14 protein-coding genes, 2 tRNA genes, 2 rRNA genes and 1 pseudogene are annotated in these 17500 nt (G+C 59.5%); 11 read left to right on the forward strand and 8 right to left on the reverse strand.

The genetic code is table 11. The features are described 5' to 3' along the window. From ACTJKL_RS03300 to ACTJKL_RS03330, 7 genes are all read left to right on the forward strand, one after another. On the forward strand, nt 1–866 hold an 866-nt coding region (locus ACTJKL_RS03300; RefSeq protein ID WP_440852172.1), incomplete at its 5' end, for an ABC transporter substrate-binding protein. A 57-nt stretch (nt 867–923) separates the two neighbouring features. Next, complete coding sequence (locus tag ACTJKL_RS03305) at nt 924–1892, forward strand: ABC transporter permease (RefSeq protein WP_018095864.1); 969 nt, start codon at nt 924–926, stop codon at nt 1890–1892. Nucleotides 1893–1926: 34 nt separating this feature from the next. Next, complete coding sequence (locus tag ACTJKL_RS03310; RefSeq protein ID WP_440852173.1) at nt 1927–2877, forward strand: ABC transporter permease; 951 nt, start codon at nt 1927–1929, stop codon at nt 2875–2877. A gap of 5 nt (nt 2878–2882) precedes the next feature. Beyond that, nucleotides 2883–4076 (forward strand): amidohydrolase family protein, encoded by a 1194-nt coding sequence (locus tag ACTJKL_RS03315; RefSeq protein ID WP_440852174.1) that lies wholly within the window; start codon nt 2883–2885, stop codon nt 4074–4076. After that, a complete protein-coding gene (locus ACTJKL_RS03320; RefSeq protein ID WP_440852175.1) occupies nt 4076–5569 on the forward strand; it encodes an amidohydrolase family protein in 1494 nt (497 codons plus the stop codon). Before ACTJKL_RS03315 ends, ACTJKL_RS03320 begins: the two co-directional genes overlap by 1 nt. Further along, nucleotides 5562–6545, forward strand: coding sequence for an ABC transporter ATP-binding protein (locus ACTJKL_RS03325; protein WP_018095868.1), 984 nt, complete (start codon nt 5562–5564; stop codon nt 6543–6545). Before ACTJKL_RS03320 ends, ACTJKL_RS03325 begins: the two co-directional genes overlap by 8 nt. After that, complete coding sequence (locus tag ACTJKL_RS03330) at nt 6542–7546, forward strand: ABC transporter ATP-binding protein (protein ID WP_440852176.1); 1005 nt, start codon at nt 6542–6544, stop codon at nt 7544–7546. Before ACTJKL_RS03325 ends, ACTJKL_RS03330 begins: the two co-directional genes overlap by 4 nt. 80 nt (nt 7547–7626) lie before the next feature. Here ACTJKL_RS03330 and ACTJKL_RS03335 read toward each other — a convergent pair whose 3' ends face one another. Next, nucleotides 7627–8304 (reverse strand): GntR family transcriptional regulator, encoded by a 678-nt coding sequence (locus tag ACTJKL_RS03335; RefSeq protein WP_018095870.1) that lies wholly within the window; start codon nt 8302–8304, stop codon nt 7627–7629. 134 nt (nt 8305–8438) lie between these two features. Here ACTJKL_RS03335 and ACTJKL_RS03340 point away from each other — a divergent pair, with 134 nt between their 5' ends. From ACTJKL_RS03340 to ACTJKL_RS03350, 3 genes and pseudogenes are all read left to right on the forward strand, one after another. Further along, entirely contained in the window at nt 8439–9062 is a 624-nt protein-coding gene (locus tag ACTJKL_RS03340; protein WP_379943515.1) for a flavin reductase family protein, read from the forward strand. Between the two features lie 31 nt (nt 9063–9093). Then, nucleotides 9094–9819, forward strand: coding sequence for an aspartate/glutamate racemase family protein (locus ACTJKL_RS03345; RefSeq protein ID WP_440852177.1), 726 nt, complete (start codon nt 9094–9096; stop codon nt 9817–9819). A 263-nt stretch (nt 9820–10082) separates the two neighbouring features. Continuing rightward, nucleotides 10083–10166, forward strand: a pseudogene (locus ACTJKL_RS03350) (GIY-YIG nuclease family protein); the annotation flags it as partial. Between the two features lie 172 nt (nt 10167–10338). Here the strand turns inward: ACTJKL_RS03350 and ACTJKL_RS03355 are convergent. From ACTJKL_RS03355 to ACTJKL_RS03365, 3 genes are all read right to left on the reverse strand, one after another. Further along, complete coding sequence (locus ACTJKL_RS03355; RefSeq protein ID WP_100671964.1) at nt 10339–10647, reverse strand: HigA family addiction module antitoxin; 309 nt, start codon at nt 10645–10647, stop codon at nt 10339–10341. Between the two features lie 13 nt (nt 10648–10660). Continuing rightward, nucleotides 10661–10957, reverse strand: a complete 297-nt coding sequence (locus ACTJKL_RS03360; RefSeq protein ID WP_100671965.1) for a type II toxin-antitoxin system RelE/ParE family toxin — start codon at nt 10955–10957, stop codon at nt 10661–10663. A 244-nt stretch (nt 10958–11201) separates the two neighbouring features. After that, a complete protein-coding gene (locus ACTJKL_RS03365) occupies nt 11202–12182 on the reverse strand; it encodes a LysR family transcriptional regulator (protein WP_440852178.1) in 981 nt (326 codons plus the stop codon). 109 nt (nt 12183–12291) lie between these two features. Between ACTJKL_RS03365 and ACTJKL_RS03370 the strand changes: the two genes are divergently transcribed. Further along, nucleotides 12292–13257 carry an MBL fold metallo-hydrolase gene (locus tag ACTJKL_RS03370; RefSeq protein ID WP_440852188.1) on the forward strand — a complete coding sequence of 322 codons (966 nt, stop codon included), beginning with the start codon at nt 12292–12294 and terminating at the stop codon, nt 13255–13257. A gap of 93 nt (nt 13258–13350) precedes the next feature. Here the strand turns inward: ACTJKL_RS03370 and ACTJKL_RS03375 are convergent. From ACTJKL_RS03375 to ACTJKL_RS03390, 4 genes are all read right to left on the reverse strand, one after another. Then, a tRNA-Met gene (locus ACTJKL_RS03375) sits at nt 13351–13427 on the reverse strand. 130 nt (nt 13428–13557) lie between these two features. Beyond that, nucleotides 13558–13672: ribosomal RNA gene (gene rrf / locus ACTJKL_RS03380) — 5S ribosomal RNA — on the reverse strand. A 243-nt stretch (nt 13673–13915) separates the two neighbouring features. After that, nucleotides 13916–16778, reverse strand: a 23S ribosomal RNA gene (locus ACTJKL_RS03385). 640 nt (nt 16779–17418) lie between these two features. Then, nucleotides 17419–17494, reverse strand: a tRNA-Ala gene (locus ACTJKL_RS03390). Nucleotides 17495–17500: the final 6 nt, after the last annotated feature.

A 17500-nucleotide genomic window follows, 5' to 3' on the forward strand; every position in this document is an offset into this window, starting at 1 on the left:
CCGCGCTCCTTTCCGGCGAAGTCAACTTCACGGAAAACGCACCGTCGCAGGATCTGCCGCGGCTGCAGGCGCAGCCCGACCTGAAGGTCATGGAGCGCACCGATCTGCGTACCGTCATGGTCGGCTTCAACCGCAAGCCGGAACTCGCGAACGGTTCGGAGAACAAGTTCAACGACCTGCGCGTGCGTCAGGCTTTTGCCCATGCGCTCGACCGGGATCTGATCCAGCAGCGCGTCATGCGCGGAAAGTCGCGCACGGCAGGCGCGGTGGTCGCGCCGGAAATTCCGGGTTACGCTCCCGAGCTGGACACGACGCTGGCATTCGATCCTGCCCTCTCGAAGAAGCTTCTGGCCGAGGCTGGCGCTTCGGACTATCCGTTCACGCTGGTTTGCACGACCGACGCCTATGTGAACGAGGAAGAGCTTTGCCAGGGGCTGGTGAACCTGCTGAGCCGCGCAGGCTTCAAACCGCAGCTCGACATTGCCCCCACCGCCGCACAGGCGCCGAAGCGTACGAGCGGCAAGGCCGACGTCTATCTGATCGGCTGGGCCACGGAACCGATGCTCGACAGCTATTCGATCCTTCTCCAGATGATTCAGACGAAGACGGCCAATGCCGGCGTCTTCAACTGGGGCGGCTGGAGCTATCCGGAGATCGATAAGCTGATCGTGCAGGCGTCGACCGAAATGGACCGCACCAAGCGCCTGACGCTGCAAAGCAAGGCGCTGCAAATGGTGAAGGACGAGATCGTGATGCTGCCCTTGCACCAGCAGCCGATGGCCTGGGTCATGTCGAACAAGATCGAAAAGATCGTGCAGCTGCCGGACAACAAGCCGCGCCACTGGCTGACGCAGTTTGCCGAATAATTCATCCACGACGCTCCGGGACGGACTCCCGGAGCGTCCTGTGACCGAGGAATTCCTATGCTGGTTTTTATCATAAAGCGCCTGGCAAACGCCGTCATGGTGATGTTGGCCGTCGCTTTGCTGGCCTTTCTGATTTTCCGGCTGGCGGGCGATCCCGTCGAGATGATGGCCAACGAGCAGATGACGCAGACCGACCGCGATAATCTGCGCGAACGGCTGGGCCTCAACGATGGCCTGATGACACAATATACCCGGTTCGTGGTCAACGCCGCGCAGGGCAATTTCGGCATCTCCTACCGCAACGGCCAGGACGTGCTGAGCCTGATCGCCGAACGCTTTCCGGCGACCCTGGAGCTGGTGCTGGTTGCCACGCTGATCTCCCTGCTGCTCGGCCTGCCCCTCGGCGTGCTGACCGCGATCAAGCGCGGCAAATGGTATACGGAGGGCCTGCAGTTTATCTCCATTGTCGGGGTCTCGCTGCCGAGCTTCGTCGTCGGCATCCTGCTGATCCTCGTCTTCTCGGTTACGTTCGGCTGGCTCCCGGCTTTCGGTCGCGGCGATGTCGTGCAGCTTGGCTTCTGGTCGACGGGGCTCCTGACGCCTTCGGGCCGCGCGGCGATCCTGCTGCCGTCCGTCGCTCTGTCGCTTTATCAGGTCACGCTGGTCATGCGTCTTGTCCGCGCTGAAATGCTGGAAGTGCTGCGATCTGATTACGTGAAATTTGCCCGCGCCCGAGGCATTCCGCGCTGGCGCATCTATTTCCGCCATGCGCTGCGCAACTGCCTGATGCCGGTCGTGACCATGACCGCGATGAATGTCGGTTCGCTGATTGCCTTCGCGCTCATCACCGAAACCGTGTTCCAGTGGCCAGGCATGGGCATGCTCTTCATCCAGGCCGTGACCTTCCTCGATATTCCGGTGATGGCGGCCTATCTCTGCATCATTTCCTTCATCTTCGTCGTGCTCAACACGCTGGTGGACATTGCCTATGCGGTAATCGATCCCCGCTTGCGTACAGCCCGCTGAAACGCCCGTTGAACCGACTGTGGGGCCAAGACCGATGAGTATCCAGACTTCTCAAACTCCGCCCGTCACCCGTCCATCGCTTTTCCAGCGTATCCGCCAAAGCGATTTGTGGTGGTCGTTCACCCATAGCAAGACGGCGATGTTCAGCGCCGCGTTGCTGGCGATCCTGATCCTGACGGCACTGTTCGCACCGCTGATCGCACCGCAGAACCCCTATGACGGCGCAGCGCTCGACATGTGGAAGGCCGAACTGCCGCCGGTATGGGAGGAAGGCGGAGAATGGCCCTATCTTCTCGGCACCGACACGCAGGGCCGCGACTTGCTGTCGGCCATTCTCTACGGGACGCGCATTTCCATCGTCATCGGCATCGCCTCGGTGGCGCTCTCCCTGCTGATCGGCATGAGCGCGGGGCTGATCGCCGGCTACTTCGGCGGGTTCATCGACAATCTGCTGATGCGCTTCGGCGACATCACGCTGTCCATTCCGACCATCCTCGTCGCCATTCTCGTCTCGACGGTCGTGCGTCAGATGCTGCCCGTCAGCCTGCGAGAGGTCGGGGCGTCTGCGGTGCTCATCCTCGCCATCGCCCTATCCGCCTGGGTGCAATATGCCCGCACGGTTCGCGCGCAGGCCATCGTCGAAGCCGGAAAGGACTACGTGTCGGCGGCGCGGCTGATCGGCGTCCCTGCCCGGCGCATCATGGCCAATCATATCCTGCCCAACACGCTGACGCCAATCATGGTGGCGGCCACGCTCAACTTCGGCATGGCGATCCTCACCGAAGCCACGCTTTCGTTCCTCGGCATCGGCATGCCGCCGAGCCAGCCGTCTCTGGGAACGCTGATCCGCATCGGCAATCAGTTCCTGTTTTCCGGATCCTGGTGGATCGTGCTCTTCCCAGTCATTCAGCTCTGCCTGCTGGTCGTGGCCGTCAACATGCTCGGCGACTGGCTGCGTGATGCTCTCAATCCGAAACTGAGGTAAGCCTTATGAACGACCTTTTGCTCCGCAATGTCCGGCCGATGGCAGGAGAATCCTGCGATGTCCTGATCAGGGACGGAAAGATTGCCGGTTTCGGGCGTTTTGAGGCTGAACCGGGAATGGCCGTGGAAGACGGCGGCAACGCCATCGTCGCGCCCGGCCTGATCGATGCGCATACCCATCTCGACAAGACCACCTGGGGCATGCCGTGGCATGTCAACAACCGCGCCGCGATCCTGCGCGAGCGCATCGATTTCGAGCGCGAGCACCGTCTTGACATCGGCATAGATCCGCATCGTCAGTCGATGCGCCATGCGATCGGTCTGGCGGCTCATGGCGCAACCCATATCCGCAGCCATGTCGACATAGATCCGGTCCACGGCCTGTCGCTGGTGGAGGGCGTCTGGCAAACGCGCGAAAAACTCAAGGGCGTCATCGACATCGAAATGGTCGCGTTCCCGCAGTCGGGCCTGATGGTCATGCCCGGCACGAAGGAGCTGCTCGACGAGGCGCTGCGTCAGGGCTGCGAAGTGCTGGGCGGCATCGATCCGTGCGGCATCGACCGCGATCCGAAGGGACAGCTCGACATTCTGTTCGCGCTCGCCACAAAGCATGGCGTGCCGATCGACATTCACCTGCATGAGACGGGCGATCTCGGCGCCTTCACCATGGAACTCATCTTCGAGCGCATCCGCGCCAACGGCATGGAAGGCAAGGTGGCGATCAGCCATGCCTTTGCGCTCGGCATGAACGATTATCTGCGCGTCGGCCAGCTGATCGAACAGCTCGCCATTCTGGATGTCGCCATCCTCACGACAGGTGCGCCTTCGGCCACAGTGCCGTCGATCAAGCGCCTGAAGGAAGCGGGCGTGCGCATCGGCGGCGGCTGTGACGGCATCCGTGACACCTGGGGTCCGTGGGGTCAGCCGGACATGCTCGATCGCGCCAAGGTCATCGGGATGAAGAACGGCGTGCGCTCGGATCACGATCTGGAACATGTGCTGCACATCGTCTCGCAGGGCGGTGCGGATGTCATGCGCCTGGAAAATTACGGCCTCGAGGTCGGTTGCAATGCCGATTTCACCCTGCTGACCGGTGAAACGCTGGCGCATGCGGTGGTGGACGTCGCTCCGCGTCCGCTGGTCGTCAAGGGCGGTCGCGTCACGGCCCGTCAGGGCGTCGCTGTGGTGGAGATGCCGTAATGAGCGAGACATTCGATACTCTTCCGCTCGGCCGTCGTCCGGATGGGCGCACACTGATCACCGCCGGCTGGGTGGTCGGACATAAAGACGGCAGCCACCGGCTTCTGCGCAATGGCGAGGTCGTTTTCGAGAACGGCGAGATCCTATTCGTCGGGCACCGTTTCCCCGGCGAAGTGGCCCGCCGAATCGACTTCGGCGATGCCTTGATCAGCCCTGGACTGATCGATCTCGACGCACTGTCGGATCTCGATACGACGATCCTCGGCATCGACAATCATCCCGGTTGGGCAAAGGGCCGCGTCTGGCCGCGTTCCTATGTCGAAGCTGGTCCTTATGAAATGTACACGCAGGAGGCGCTGGCCTTTCAGAAGCGGTTCGCTTTCGGCCAGCTGCTGTTGAACGGCATCACCACTGCCGCTCCCATTGCGTCGCTGTTTTACCGTGAATGGGGTGAAACGGTCGCCGAGTTCGATGCGGCTGCGCAAGCCGCCGGCGAACTGGGTCTGCGTGTCTATCTCAGCCCCGCCTACCGTTCGGGCGGCATGGTGCTGGAAGCACCGGGCAAGATGGTGCCGGTCTTCGATGAGGAGCGCGGCTTTCAGGGTCTGAACGACGCCATTTCCTATATTGAACGCCAGAATGGCAGCCATGGCGATCTGGTGCGCGGCATGCTGGCGCCGGACCGTGTCGAGACCTCGACGATCAAGCTTTTGCAGCGCACCGATGCCGCCGCCCGCGATCTCGGCTGCAAATTCCGGCTGCACATGGCACAGGGCGCGATGGAAGTGGAGACGGTGCGGATGCTGCACGGCTCGACCGCACCGAGCTGGCTTGCAAAGCACGGTCTGTTGAGCGACCGCCTCATCGCGCCGCATGCCACCAACGCCACGGACGAGGATCTCGGTCTTTACGCGGCGAACGGCGTTTCCATCGTCCATTGTCCGCTGGTTTCGGGCCGTGGCGGCTCCATCCTCAACTCCTTCTCCGCCTGCGTCAGGCGCGGGATCAATATTGCCATGGGGACGGATACGACACCGCCGGACATGCTGATGAACCTGCTTACGGGCCTTATCACGGGCCGCATCGCCGACGGCGCACCCGACCGCCTGCGTTCTGCCGACCTGTTCGATGCGGCGACGATTGGCGGCGCAAAGGCACTGGGCCGTTCCGATCTCGGCCATCTGTCACCGGGGGCCCGTGCAGATATCGCGGTCTTCCGCCTCGACGACACCGTCATGGCTCCGTCCATCGATCCGATCACCACGATCGTCACCGGGGGGTCTGGCAAGATCACGCATGCGGTCTTCGTCGATGGCCGCGTCTCCATGCTGGACTGCCAGCTCGCCGGCTTCGACATGCAAGAGGCGCGCATTCAGGCGCAGGCTCAATATGACGGGCTGATCGCCAAATATCCCGAGCGGAGCTGGAACAATCCTCCGGTCGCCGCAATCTTCCCGCCCAGCTATCCGATAGAGGGGGACGCAAATGGGTGACATCCAGGAGCCAGTCATTGAAGTTCGCAATCTGCGTGTGGATTTTCCGGGCCGTCGCGGCACGGTGACCGCGCTGTCGGACGTCAGCCTGTCGATCCGGCCGGGTGAGATTCTCGGCGTCGTCGGCGAGTCCGGCGCAGGCAAGTCCATGACCGGGCTCGCCATTCAAGGCCTGCTCGAAGCGCCGGGCCATATCGCCGGCGGCGAGGTCTGGCTCGGCAAGCGTCGCATCGATACGCTCGATGATCGCGCCATGGAAAAAATCCGCGGCCGAGAGATCGGTGCGATTTTCCAGGATCCGCTTACCTCGCTCAATCCGCTGTTTTCGGTTGGCGCACAGCTCGTCGAAACCATTCGCCGGCACCTCGGTCTCGGCAAGGCCGAAGCCCGCGCCCGCGCCGTGCAATTGCTGCGCGATGTCGGCATTCCCTCGCCGGAGGAGCGGGTCAATCAGTATCCGCATCAGTTCTCGGGCGGCATGCGCCAGCGTGTCGTGATTGCGCTGGCGCTTGCAGCCTCGCCGAAACTCGTCATCGCCGACGAACCGACAACGGCGCTCGACGTGTCGATCCAGGCGCAGATCATCTCGCTCCTGCGCAAATTGTGCAAGGAGAAGCAGGCCGCCGTCATGCTCGTCACGCACGACATGGGCGTGATCGCGGAAGCTGCCGACCGCATCGCGGTCATGTATGCCGGAAGGCTGATCGAGATCGGGGCTGTCGAACAGGTGCTGCACCAGCCGCGCCATCCCTATACGCAGGGCCTGATGGCTTCGATTCCGTCGCTCGGCGCGCGTGTCGAGAGACTCAACCAGATCGACGGCTCCATGCCGCGTCTGGACGCGATACCCGAGGGCTGCGCCTTCAATCCGCGCTGCAAGATGGCAGGCCCGCGCTGCCGGCGCGAACGCCCGGAACTCGTTTTTGCCGGCCAGAGTGCAAGCGCCTGCTGGCTGAGCGCAGGAGGCACCGCATGACCAAACCGTTGCAAAAGACCCCGGCTCTGACCGTCGACCGGCTGGTCAAGACATTCGACGTGTCCGCTCCCTGGCTCAACAGGGTAGTGGAGCGCAAGCCCCGACAGTATCTGCAGGCCGTGAACGATATCAGCTTTACCGTTCCCGCCGGCGGCTGTCTCAGCATTGTCGGCGAGAGCGGTTGCGGAAAATCCACCGTTGCGCGCCTCGTCACCGGCCTGCATCGTCCGACGAGCGGCGAAATGCGCTTTGCGCCCGGCAGGAGCGGCGCGCAGCTTTCGGCGCAGATGATCTTTCAGGACCCTTACGCTTCGCTCAATCCGCGCTGGCGGGTGAAGAACATCATCGCCGAACCGCTGCGCGAACTGAAGCTGCGCAAGACCGCGGCCGAGGTGACGGAGCGCGTCGAAGAGCTTCTGGGCATTGTCGGGCTCTCGCCATCCGATGGCGAAAAGTTCCCGCACGAATTTTCAGGCGGACAGCGCCAGCGTATCTCGATCGCCCGCGCGCTGGCGAGCGAACCCGAATTTCTGGTCTGCGACGAGCCGACCTCGGCGCTCGACGTGTCGGTGCAGGCGCAGGTGCTGAACCTGATGCGCCGTTTGCAGGACGAGTTGGGGCTTACCTATCTCTTCATCAGCCATGACTTGAGCGTCGTTCGCCAAATGTCAGACCGCATTGCGGTGATGTATCTGGGCCGTATCGTCGAGGAAGGCGACACGGAAGAGTTGTTCGCTCAGCCGCGCCATCCCTACACGCGGCTCCTGCTGCAGACGATTCCGAACATCGAGGCACCGAACCGCAACCGCGAGCCGGCCAGCGGCGAAGTGCCGAGCCCGCTGAAACCGCCTTCCGGTTGCGCCTTCCACCCGCGTTGCCCGATCGCCACGGCGCGCTGCTCCAAGGAAGTGCCTACGGTGCGGGTCTTGCAAAACGGCACCCGGGTAGCCTGTCATCTGGCAGAGGACGTGATCGCGGAACGTTTACCTGAAGCGGGATGAGGAAAAGTCTGTGCGGTTTTCCGCCCGCGTCCCGCGCCTTAACGTCTTGGAATAGATCACAATGCCGGCGTTCCGCCGTTTCAAGCCAGTGCTGCGCGCAGATCGTGCGAAAAGTCGCGTATCTCGCTCAAGTCGAGCTCGGATTCCACATGTTCCAGATGATGCGACATGAGATGGACGGCTCTTTGGGCTTCTTTCGCCGCAATCGCCTTGACGATGTCGGCATGTTCGTCGGGGCCGCAATTGAAGCGCGTGGTGTTCCGGTAAACGGCCGTAATCAGCGAACTGCGGGCGATAAGGTCGCGCATTGTCGTAAACAGGAAGTCCGACCCGGTCAGTTCGGCCAGCAAAAGATGGAAGCCGCCGGAAAGCTTGATGATATCCGTGGTGCTGTCTTCGGCATTGGCGATCCGCTCATTCTTGACATGATCCCGCAGCCGCTTCACGCTATCCTTCGACATCGAACTGCAGAGCCGCTCCACGACGCATCTCTCCACCGCCTGGCGAACGAAAAACACGTCGCGCGCCTCTTCCACGGATGGCTTGCAAACAAAAGCACCGCGATTGGGAATGATCGTTACGAGGCCGTCGCGTGCGAGAACGGTCAACGCCTGACGAACACGTGCGCGACTGACGTGAAAAATCGAGGCCAGCTGTTCTTCTTTGAGTTGCACGCCAGGACGCAATCGCCGTTCAGCGATGGAAAGCCATACCCTTTCGACAATCTGCTCGACCGACATCGCGGCTTGTTCGCGCATACCCTGTTCTCCTTGCTGAAACAGACAATCGCCAAGCGCGTGAAAAAGTCAACTCGCGGATTCAAATGGCTTGCAATATTGTCTACAATATGAAAGCTTATTGTAGATCATAAGACCGACATTTTGGGACCGCGATGGAATTCGACTTCGAAGAAATTGAGCCGCAAAGCCGCTATCGGCTGCTGACGAATTTCATCGGCCCGCGCCCGATCGCGCTCGTGACGACCCGCTCCGAGAGCGGACATAACAATGCTGCGCCGATGAGTTTCTTCAACGTGTTTTCACATGATCCGGCCATCGTCGTCCTGGGCATCCAGCCGCGTTTAACCGGCGAGCCGAAGGACACGATGGTCAATATTCGCCGCTCCGGTGAATTTGCCATCAGCATGGTCGATATGGCGTTGTCTCAACAGATGTTGATCTGCGGCCTTGGCTTCGACAGCGAGGTCGACGAGCTCGAAATGGCCGGATTGAAAGCCGCCCGGTGCCGCAAGATCGATGTTGCCTATGCCGAGGAGGCGCCGTGCATTTTCGAGTGCCGCGTCGAGCGCCTGATCGACTATCCCCGCCGCACCCTCGTACTGGGCGAGGTGGTGCACATGCATGTGCGCCGCGACTGCCTCGACGCCGACGGTCATTATGTGGACCCGGAACGTTACCAGCCGATCGCCCGGCTTCATGCCGACAATTACATCACGTCAGACCGCCAGTTCGTTTTGAAGGCCCCGCCGATCGCCGATTTCGTCAAAAAGAAATAGGCGTCAATGAGAGGCAACCGAGAATTTCATCATGCATATTCATCTCATCAATCCCAATTCTACAGCCTCCATGACCGCGCAAGCGCTCGAAAGCGCCTTGCTGGTCAAACATGCCCATACGCACGTCTCCGCCTCCAATCCGACCGATACCCCGGCCAGTATTGAAGGTGGTGCAGATGAAGCCATGTCGGTTCCGGGAATGCTGGCGGAGATCCGCCAGGGGGAAGCGCAGGGCGTCGACGCCTATGTCATAGCGTGTTTCGACGACCCCGGACTGCATGCCGCGCGCGAAGTCGCCAAAGGCCCCGTGATCGGTATTTGCCAGGCTGCGGTACAGGTGGCCATGACGATCAGCCGTCGCTTCTCCGTCATCACGACGCTTCCGCGCTCGGTTCCGATCATCGAGGATCTGGTCAGCGATTACGGCGCCGAGCGTCATTGCCGGAAAGTCCGTGCTATCGATCTTCCGGTCCTTGCCCTCGAGGAAGATCCGCAAAAAGCCGAGCGGCTGCTGCTCAAGGAAATCGAGATTGCCAAAGCCGAGGATGGTGCCGAAGCGATCGTCCTTGGCTGTGCGGGAATGTCATCCTTGTGTGCCCGCCTCCAGAGAGCGACGGGAGTGCCGGTAATCGATGGAGTGACTGCTGCAGTAAAGATGGCCGAAGCGCTGCTTGGCGCAGGTTATACGACTTCCAAGCTCAACACTTACGCCTATCCCCGAATCAAAACCGCGGCCAGTCACAAGGTTTGCGCTTAAGGCACTTCCAGGTGCGCGTATCATAGGACGCGCGGCGCTGTAGGAAAGTTTTCGGAGGACTGCACCCTCTCCTTTTTCCTCATCCCTGTGCTCCGTCACAGGGATCCAGCAGCGCCGCGTCTGCGGCGCGGAAGAGCCTTTCCAGCCCAAGGACTTGGCCTGGCTGGATTCCTGTGACAAGCACAGGAATGAGGGACCGGGGAAGTGCCGCCACTACAACCTTGACTTGTGGTTGTGCAAGGGAATGGTCAACCTGCGACGCAATGAAAGGTTACGTCTACATTCTCGCATCGAAGCGAAGCGGGACGCTGTATACGGGCGTGACCCGCGACCTTCCGCGCCGCCTCGCTATCTTCACGGGTCATGAACCGCGCCGAGGGGTCGCACCCTCTCTACCCTCATCCCTGTGCTCGTCACAGGGATCCAGCAGCGCCGCGTCCGCGGCGCGGAAGAGCCTTTCCCGCCCAAAGACTTGGTCTGGCTGGATCCCCGTGACGAGTGCGGTTCCCATAATGCAGCTCATGCCGCGTGCTTCAACGGTCGCGCTCGCTCGACACGCTCGCGTTCCTTGGGCGTGTTCATTACCTCCCAAAGATCGTTGCGACGCTGCACGTTGAGCCAGAAGTCCGGGCTGTTGCCAAAAACGCGGGCAAGGATGAGTGCGGTTGCGGCGGTCACGTTCCTGCGGTTCCCGCACAACTCGTTGACGTGCTTGCGTTGCACGCCCATCGCCTCGGCTAATGCGCCCTGCGTCAGACCCATCGGCTCCATGAATTCCTCAGTCAAAATCTCGCCGACAGTCGCCGGCTTGCGCTTGGTCGTCAGCATATCTGCCTCGCTCTCATCGGTAGCTGTGATCGTCCAGGTAAATCCCGTCCGCCTCGCCGCGTTCGCCATCCCAGCGGAAGATCAGCCGCCATTGCTGGTTCACACGGATCGAATGGAAACCCGCCAGATTGCCGCGCAGTTTCTCGAAGGAATTGCTGGGCGGCACACGTAAGTCCTGATCTGTCGCGGCATCATCGATCATCTGGAGTTTGCGGAACAACCGGACCTCAATATCCGACGGGATGTTGCGAGAATGGGCATCGTCCACGAAAAAGGCCCGCAACCAATCATCCCGAAAACCAACGATCATTCCTCATCTCCACCGCGGAGGTAATGTACCGCACTATAACTCATAGCGCAAAGGTAATCCTGTCAGATGCTTGTGCGCATCACAGGAACGAGGAAATCAAACAAGCGGCGGCGGGCGGCCCGAATCTCAACAGGCTTTAGAGAACCGACCATCGCTGACATTTTTTCGAGGTGAGCTCGCCGCTCCTTACCCGGCGCCGAAAAGGCCTTTTGCGGCTCTTATGTTTCTTGTTGCGGGGCTGCTTTCATCTTTCCTTGCGATCGGGATACCATCTCTGATTGCGGATGAATTCGAGGAAAGCCCGCACGGCCGCGCTCGTATGTCGCCGGCTCGGATAATACAGATACCAACTCGGCAGCTTCTGCTTCCAGTCGCAGAGCAACTCAATAAGTCTGCCTTGTTCGACATCGTCACGGACATAATCCTCGAACAGGTGAGCGATTCCCGATCCCGCGAGCGCGGCCTGGAGCTCCTGATGCGCTGAACTCAATGTCAACCGACCTTTCGGGGTGATTTCCACTTCGTCGCCGTCACGCGCAAATTTCCACGTCACCATGGTCCCGCCGGGGAAGCGGCGGCGAATACAGTCGTGCTGTAAGAGATCGCCTGGTGAGCCGGGTCGGCCGCATTTGCGAAGATAGTCAGGCGAGGCCACGATCGCATATCGCAAGGCCGGACCGAGGGGCATGGCGATCATGTCCTGGGCGAGCTGGTTCCCGAAGCGCACCCCGGCGTCGAAACCTTGCTCCACGATATCGATGATCGCAGCATCGCTGACGATCTCGACATTGACGTCGGGATAAATTTTCATGAACTCAAAGGTCAGAGGGCACAGAACGTGGTCGGCGGCCGGTCCCGGTGCGTTGATCCGCACGGTGCCTGATGGGCGCTCGCGAAGCTGATTGAGGTCGTCGACCGCTGTTCTGATTTCGTAAAGAGCGGGCCTTAGCCGCTCGAGAAGCCGCTCGCCCGCTTCAGTAGGCGCGACGCTGCGTGTCGTTCGGTTCAGAAGCCGGATTCCCAGCGCCTCTTCGAGCACGCTGATCGATTGACTGATGGCGGACGACGATACACCCCTGCCAAGCGCGGCGGCTCTAAAGCCACCAGAGCGCACGACGTCCTCAAAGATCTCCAAGCTGTCGAGCCGTAGTGGCCGCATTGCAAAGCCCTGCTTAATAAGCTGATCGGTTTTGATTAGCTTATCCTCACGTCCGACCTGTGTCATCCCTAGAGAGCAAAGTCGCCAGACGGCCGCACCAGATGCAGCACCTGAGATCAGTTACTCGAACGGGATCATAAGTATGAGTGAAGTTACTCTGAATCGTAGGAAGATCATGCTGACAGCCGCATCGGCGGTCACGGGAATGATCGTGCCGACCGGGATGGCGGCCTCTGCGCGGGCAGCCCCCGCCGCGTCGCTTCCGCCTCAGGGGGGAAATGCCGGCTATTACCGCTTCCGCGTCGGCGACATCTCGGCGACCGTGCTGAGCGACGGGCTGATCGGCGGCCCTCCCCGCATCTACGCCAGCAATGCGCCAGAGGCAGAGCTGCAGGACGTTCTGAGGCGCGCCTTCCTGCCGACCGACCGGCTGACGCTGAATCTCAACACGCTTCTTCTCGAGACGAATGGCAAGCGGATCCTTCTCGAAGCCGGAGCCGGGCAAACCATGGGTCCGCAAGGCGGTCGCATCTTCGAGAACCTGGCCGCGGTTGGTTTACGGCCGGAGGACATAGACGTTGTGGTGGTCTCGCACACGCACCCGGACCATGTCGGCAACCTTCGAACAGCGGAGGGCGGCAAGGCATTTCCGCGGGCTGCCGTCTTTGCGCCTCATGCCGATTGGGACTTCTTCGTCCGTAACGTTCCGGATCTTTCCTACATGCCGGTGCCCGAGGACTTTCGCCGCAATTTCGCAGCGGCTATCAAGCGGAGCGTTGAACCCGTCACCAAGGGAATCGAGTTGTACGAAGCCGGCGCGGAGATCGTTACCGGGCTGACCACGCTTCCAGCATCCGGCCACACGCCGGGCATGGCGAACTTCCTTGTTCAATCCGGGAACGATCAGCTCCTACTGACGGCCGATCTCGCCTACCACCCGATCGTCAATGTCGACCGGCCCTGGTTGCCCGGGCCAGATCGCGACAAGGACACCGCACTCGCATCCCGCCGCCGCATCTTCGACATGGCGGCGGCAGACCGGCTCCTCGTGCTCGGCTTCCACTATCCGTTCCCGGGCCTTGGCCGAATGCTCAAGACGGACGCCGGCTATGCCTGGGTTCCGGCCGATTGGCAGTTCTGATCCAGTGAGAGGAAATCGTGCTCGACCTCCCCCCAAACGCGAAAAGGCCCGCAGATGCGGGCCTTTTCGTGTGTATGCGTATGTATATGTGTTTGGTTGCGGGGGCAGGATTTGAACCTGCGGCCTTCAGGTTATGAGCCTGACGAGCTACCGGGCTGCTCCACCCCGCGTTATCCGAGTTTTGCGCAGCAAAATCTCGTTATTCCGTCCGAGTTTTGCGTAGCAAAGGTCGGTTTGTTGGCCGGTTTGTTTCGGCCGTATGAGAGAAGATGATCGGTTTGTTTCTCTTGCGATTTGCAGACCTGGCAGCGACCTACTCTCCCGCGTCTTAAGACGAAGTACCATCGGCGCTGGGGCGTTTCACGGCCGTGTTCGGAATGGGAACGGGTGCAGCCACCCCGCCAGAACCACCAGGTCGGCAAAGCGCAAGATTTGCGCCTTATGGGCGCAAACCGAATTGAGAAGCTGGTGAAGCGGGCGGTTTAACGCTCGACTTCTTTTGAACACGTCATTGACGGTGCTTTGGGCGTATATCGGAGCGTTTGCTCCGCAAGGCCAAAGGCCGTCGCACCTTTTGGCGCGCCCTCCCGGAGGCATCCACGTGAGCGGATCGCCGTGAGGGCTAAAAGCTCATCTTTGATGAGCATAAGCAATGGGAACGATCAAGCCGATCGAACGATTAGTACCGGTAAGCTTCATGCGTTGCCGCACTTCCACACCCGGCCTATCAACGTGGTCGTCTTCCACGGTTCTCAAGGGAATACTCGTTTTCAGGTGGGTTTCCCGCTTAGATGCCTTCAGCGGTTATCCCTTCCATATATAGCTACCCTGCTATGCCCTTGGCAGGACAACAGGTCCACCAGAGATATGTCCATCCCGGTCCTCTCGTACTAGGGACAGATCCTGTCAATATTCCTACACCCACGGCAGATAGGGACCGAACTGTCTCACGACGTTCTGAACCCAGCTCACGTACCGCTTTAATTGGCGAACAGCCAAACCCTTGGGACCTGCTCCAGCCCCAGGATGCGATGAGCCGACATCGAGGTGCCAAACAACCCCGTCGATATGGACTCTTGGGGGTCATCAGCCTGTTATCCCCGGCGTACCTTTTATCCGTTGAGCGATGGCCCTTCCACGCGGGACCACCGGATCACTATGACCGACTTTCGTCTCTGCTCGACTTGTCAGTCTCGCAGTCAGGCGGGCTTATGCCATTGCACTCGACGAGCGATTTCCGACCGCTCTGAGCCCACCATCGCGCGCCTCCGTTACTCTTTCGGAGGCGACCGCCCCAGTCAAACTACCCACCATACACTGTCCCGGATCCGGATGACGGACCGCGGTTAGACATCCATGACGATAAGGGTGGTATTTCAAGGATGGCTCCACGAGAACTGGCGTCCCCGCTTCAAAGCCTACCACCTATCCTACACATGCCGACACGAATGCCAGTGTAAAGCTATAGTAAAGGTGCACGGGGTCTTTCCGTCTGACCGCAGGAACCCCGCATCTTCACGGGGAATTCAATTTCACTGAGTCTATGTTGGAGACAGCGGGGAAGTCGTTACGCCATTCGTGCAGGTCGGAACTTACCCGACAAGGAATTTCGCTACCTTAGGACCGTTATAGTTACGGCCGCCGTTTACTGGGGCTTCGATTCAGAGCTTGCACCCCTCCTCTTAACCTTCCAGCACCGGGCAGGCGTCAGACCCTATACGTCGTCTTGCGACTTCGCAGAGCCCTGTGTTTTTGATAAACAGTCGCTACCCCCTGGTCTGTGCCACCCCATCCTACTTGCGTAGAAAAGGGTCACGCTTCTTCCGAAGTTACGCGTGCAATTTGCCGAGTTCCTTCAACATAGTTCTCTCAAGCGCCTTGGTATACTCTACCTGACCACCTGTGTCGGTTTCGGGTACGGTCTATACGGTGGAGCTATTTCCTGGAACCGCGTCCCCGCCCGGACAATCCAATAAGTCCGGACAAGTTGAGCAATCCGTCACTACCACCAGGCCCACGAATATTAACGTGGTTCCCATCGACTACGCGTGTCCGCCTCGTCTTAGGGGCCGGCTAACCCTGCTCAGATTAACTTTAAGCAGGAACCCTTGGTCTTTCGGCGAGAGGGTCTCTCACCCTCTTTATCGTTACTCATGTCAACATTCGCACTTCCGATACCTCCAGGACCCCTCACGGGTATCCCTTCACTGGCTTACGGAACGCTCCGCTACCCCTATACACCTAAGTGTATAAGCCTCAGCTTCGGTGCATGGCTTCAGCCCCGTTACATTTTCGGCGCAAAGACCCTTATTTAGACCAGTGAGCTGTTACGCTTTCTTTAAATGATGGCTGCTTCTAAGCCAACATCCTGGTTGTTTTGGGATCCTCACATCCTTTCCCACTTAGCCATGACTTGGGGACCTTAGCTGGAGGTCAGGGTTGTTGCCCTTTTCACGACGGACGTTAGCACCCGCCGTGTGTCTGCCGACTAGTACTCCTCGGTATTCGGAGTTTGGTTAGGATCAGTAAGACGGTGAGTCCCCATAGCCCATCCAGTGCTCTACCCCCGAGGGTATTCGGTCGACGCACTACCTAAATAGTTTTCGCGGAGAACCAGCTATTTCCGAGTTTGATTGGCCTTTCACCCCTAGCCACAAGTCATCCCAATCTATTGCAACAGATGCGGGTTCGGTCCTCCAGTTGGTGTTACCCAACCTTCAACCTGCTCATGGCTAGATCACTCGGTTTCGGGTCTAATGCGACATACTAAACGCCCTGTTCAGACTCGCTTTCGCTACGCCTACACCTACCGGCTTAAGCTTGCATGTCACACTAAGTCGTTGACCCATTATACAAAAGGTACGCCGTCACCCTTGCGGGCTCCGACTGTTTGTAGGCATCCGGTTTCAGGTTCTATTTCACTCCCCTTGTCGGGGTGCTTTTCACCTTTCCCTCACGGTACTTGTTCGCTATCGGTCATGCACGAGTACTTAGGCTTGGAGAGTGGTCTCCCCATGTTCAGACAGGATTTCACGTGTCCCGCCTTACTCAAGGACAATGAGTGTTATACGTGTACGGGGCTGTCACCCACTGCGGCAGACCTTTCCAGATCCTTCCACTTCATTCCTCATTGCCACTGGCCTGGTCCGCGTTCGCTCGCCACTACTTGCGGAGTCTCGGTTGATGTCCTTTCCTGCAGGTACTTAGATGTTTCAGTTCCCTGCGTTCGCTTCTTATCCCTATTGAATTCAGGATAAGATACCTTTCAACAATGCTTGGAAACCACTTTGGTTTCTTGACGCCGGATAACCGGCGACGGCCTCTGGCCTTGCGAAGCCTCAAGGCTTCGATACCAGATGCCAACCAAAATGATTTTCCAAGCATCTAAGGTGGGTTGCCCCATTCGGAGATCCATGGATCAAAGCTCATTCGCAGCTCCCCACGGCTTTTCGCAGCGTATCACGTCCTTCATCGCCTGTGCATGCCAAGGCATCCACCAAATGCCCTTCTTTCACTTGATCGTTCTCATTGCCAATGCTCATCACTATCTGGGTTTGGCTAAGCTTACCCACTCGGCTTGTCGCCTCGCAGGGCAGCCAAACCTGGCCATCCGGGCACAACTGAATGTGCCGCAAATGCCGCCCAGAGATCCGATTACCTTTTACAATCGGATCATCTCATGATGCCATCGACGTGTTCGATATGGTCCTCACAAAAGTCACGCCGAGCGACTTCGAGGCCATATCTTAAGACCAGCTTCTCGAGATCTGTCCGGTGATGCGCGGTCAGGCAACACCAATCCGACACGACCGTCAGAGGCGCGCTCCGAAGAACACCCCAACAACGACCATGCCCTGACGACAAGACTTCCTTCCTACCTCCAGACCCTCTTCCACTTCCGGTCGGCTAGACCATCCATGGCTTCTTCGGGACTGGGCTCGGACGTCTCGAAACGATCTTTCGACCGCTCAAAACACCTGGAAGCTTCCAGACATATCTTCTCTTCACAATGTAAGCAGAACAGGCATCCATCTCATCATAGAGACGATGCAAACCTATTTTCTCCAAGGATATCCAACCCACAGCTTCGGCACTCCAACGAAGCAACGCTTCGCAAGGCCAAAGGCCGTCGCCGGTCGTCCGGCGCCCCAGTTCCAAAAATGGTGGAGCTGAGCGGGATCGAACCGCTGACCCCCTGCTTGCAAAGCAGGTGCTCTCCCAGCTGAGCTACAGCCCCATCTTC

Origin of the sequence: Sinorhizobium sp. 22678 (assembly GCF_052044265.1) — a bacterium.
GTDB lineage: Bacteria > Pseudomonadota > Alphaproteobacteria > Rhizobiales > Rhizobiaceae > Sinorhizobium > Sinorhizobium meliloti_A.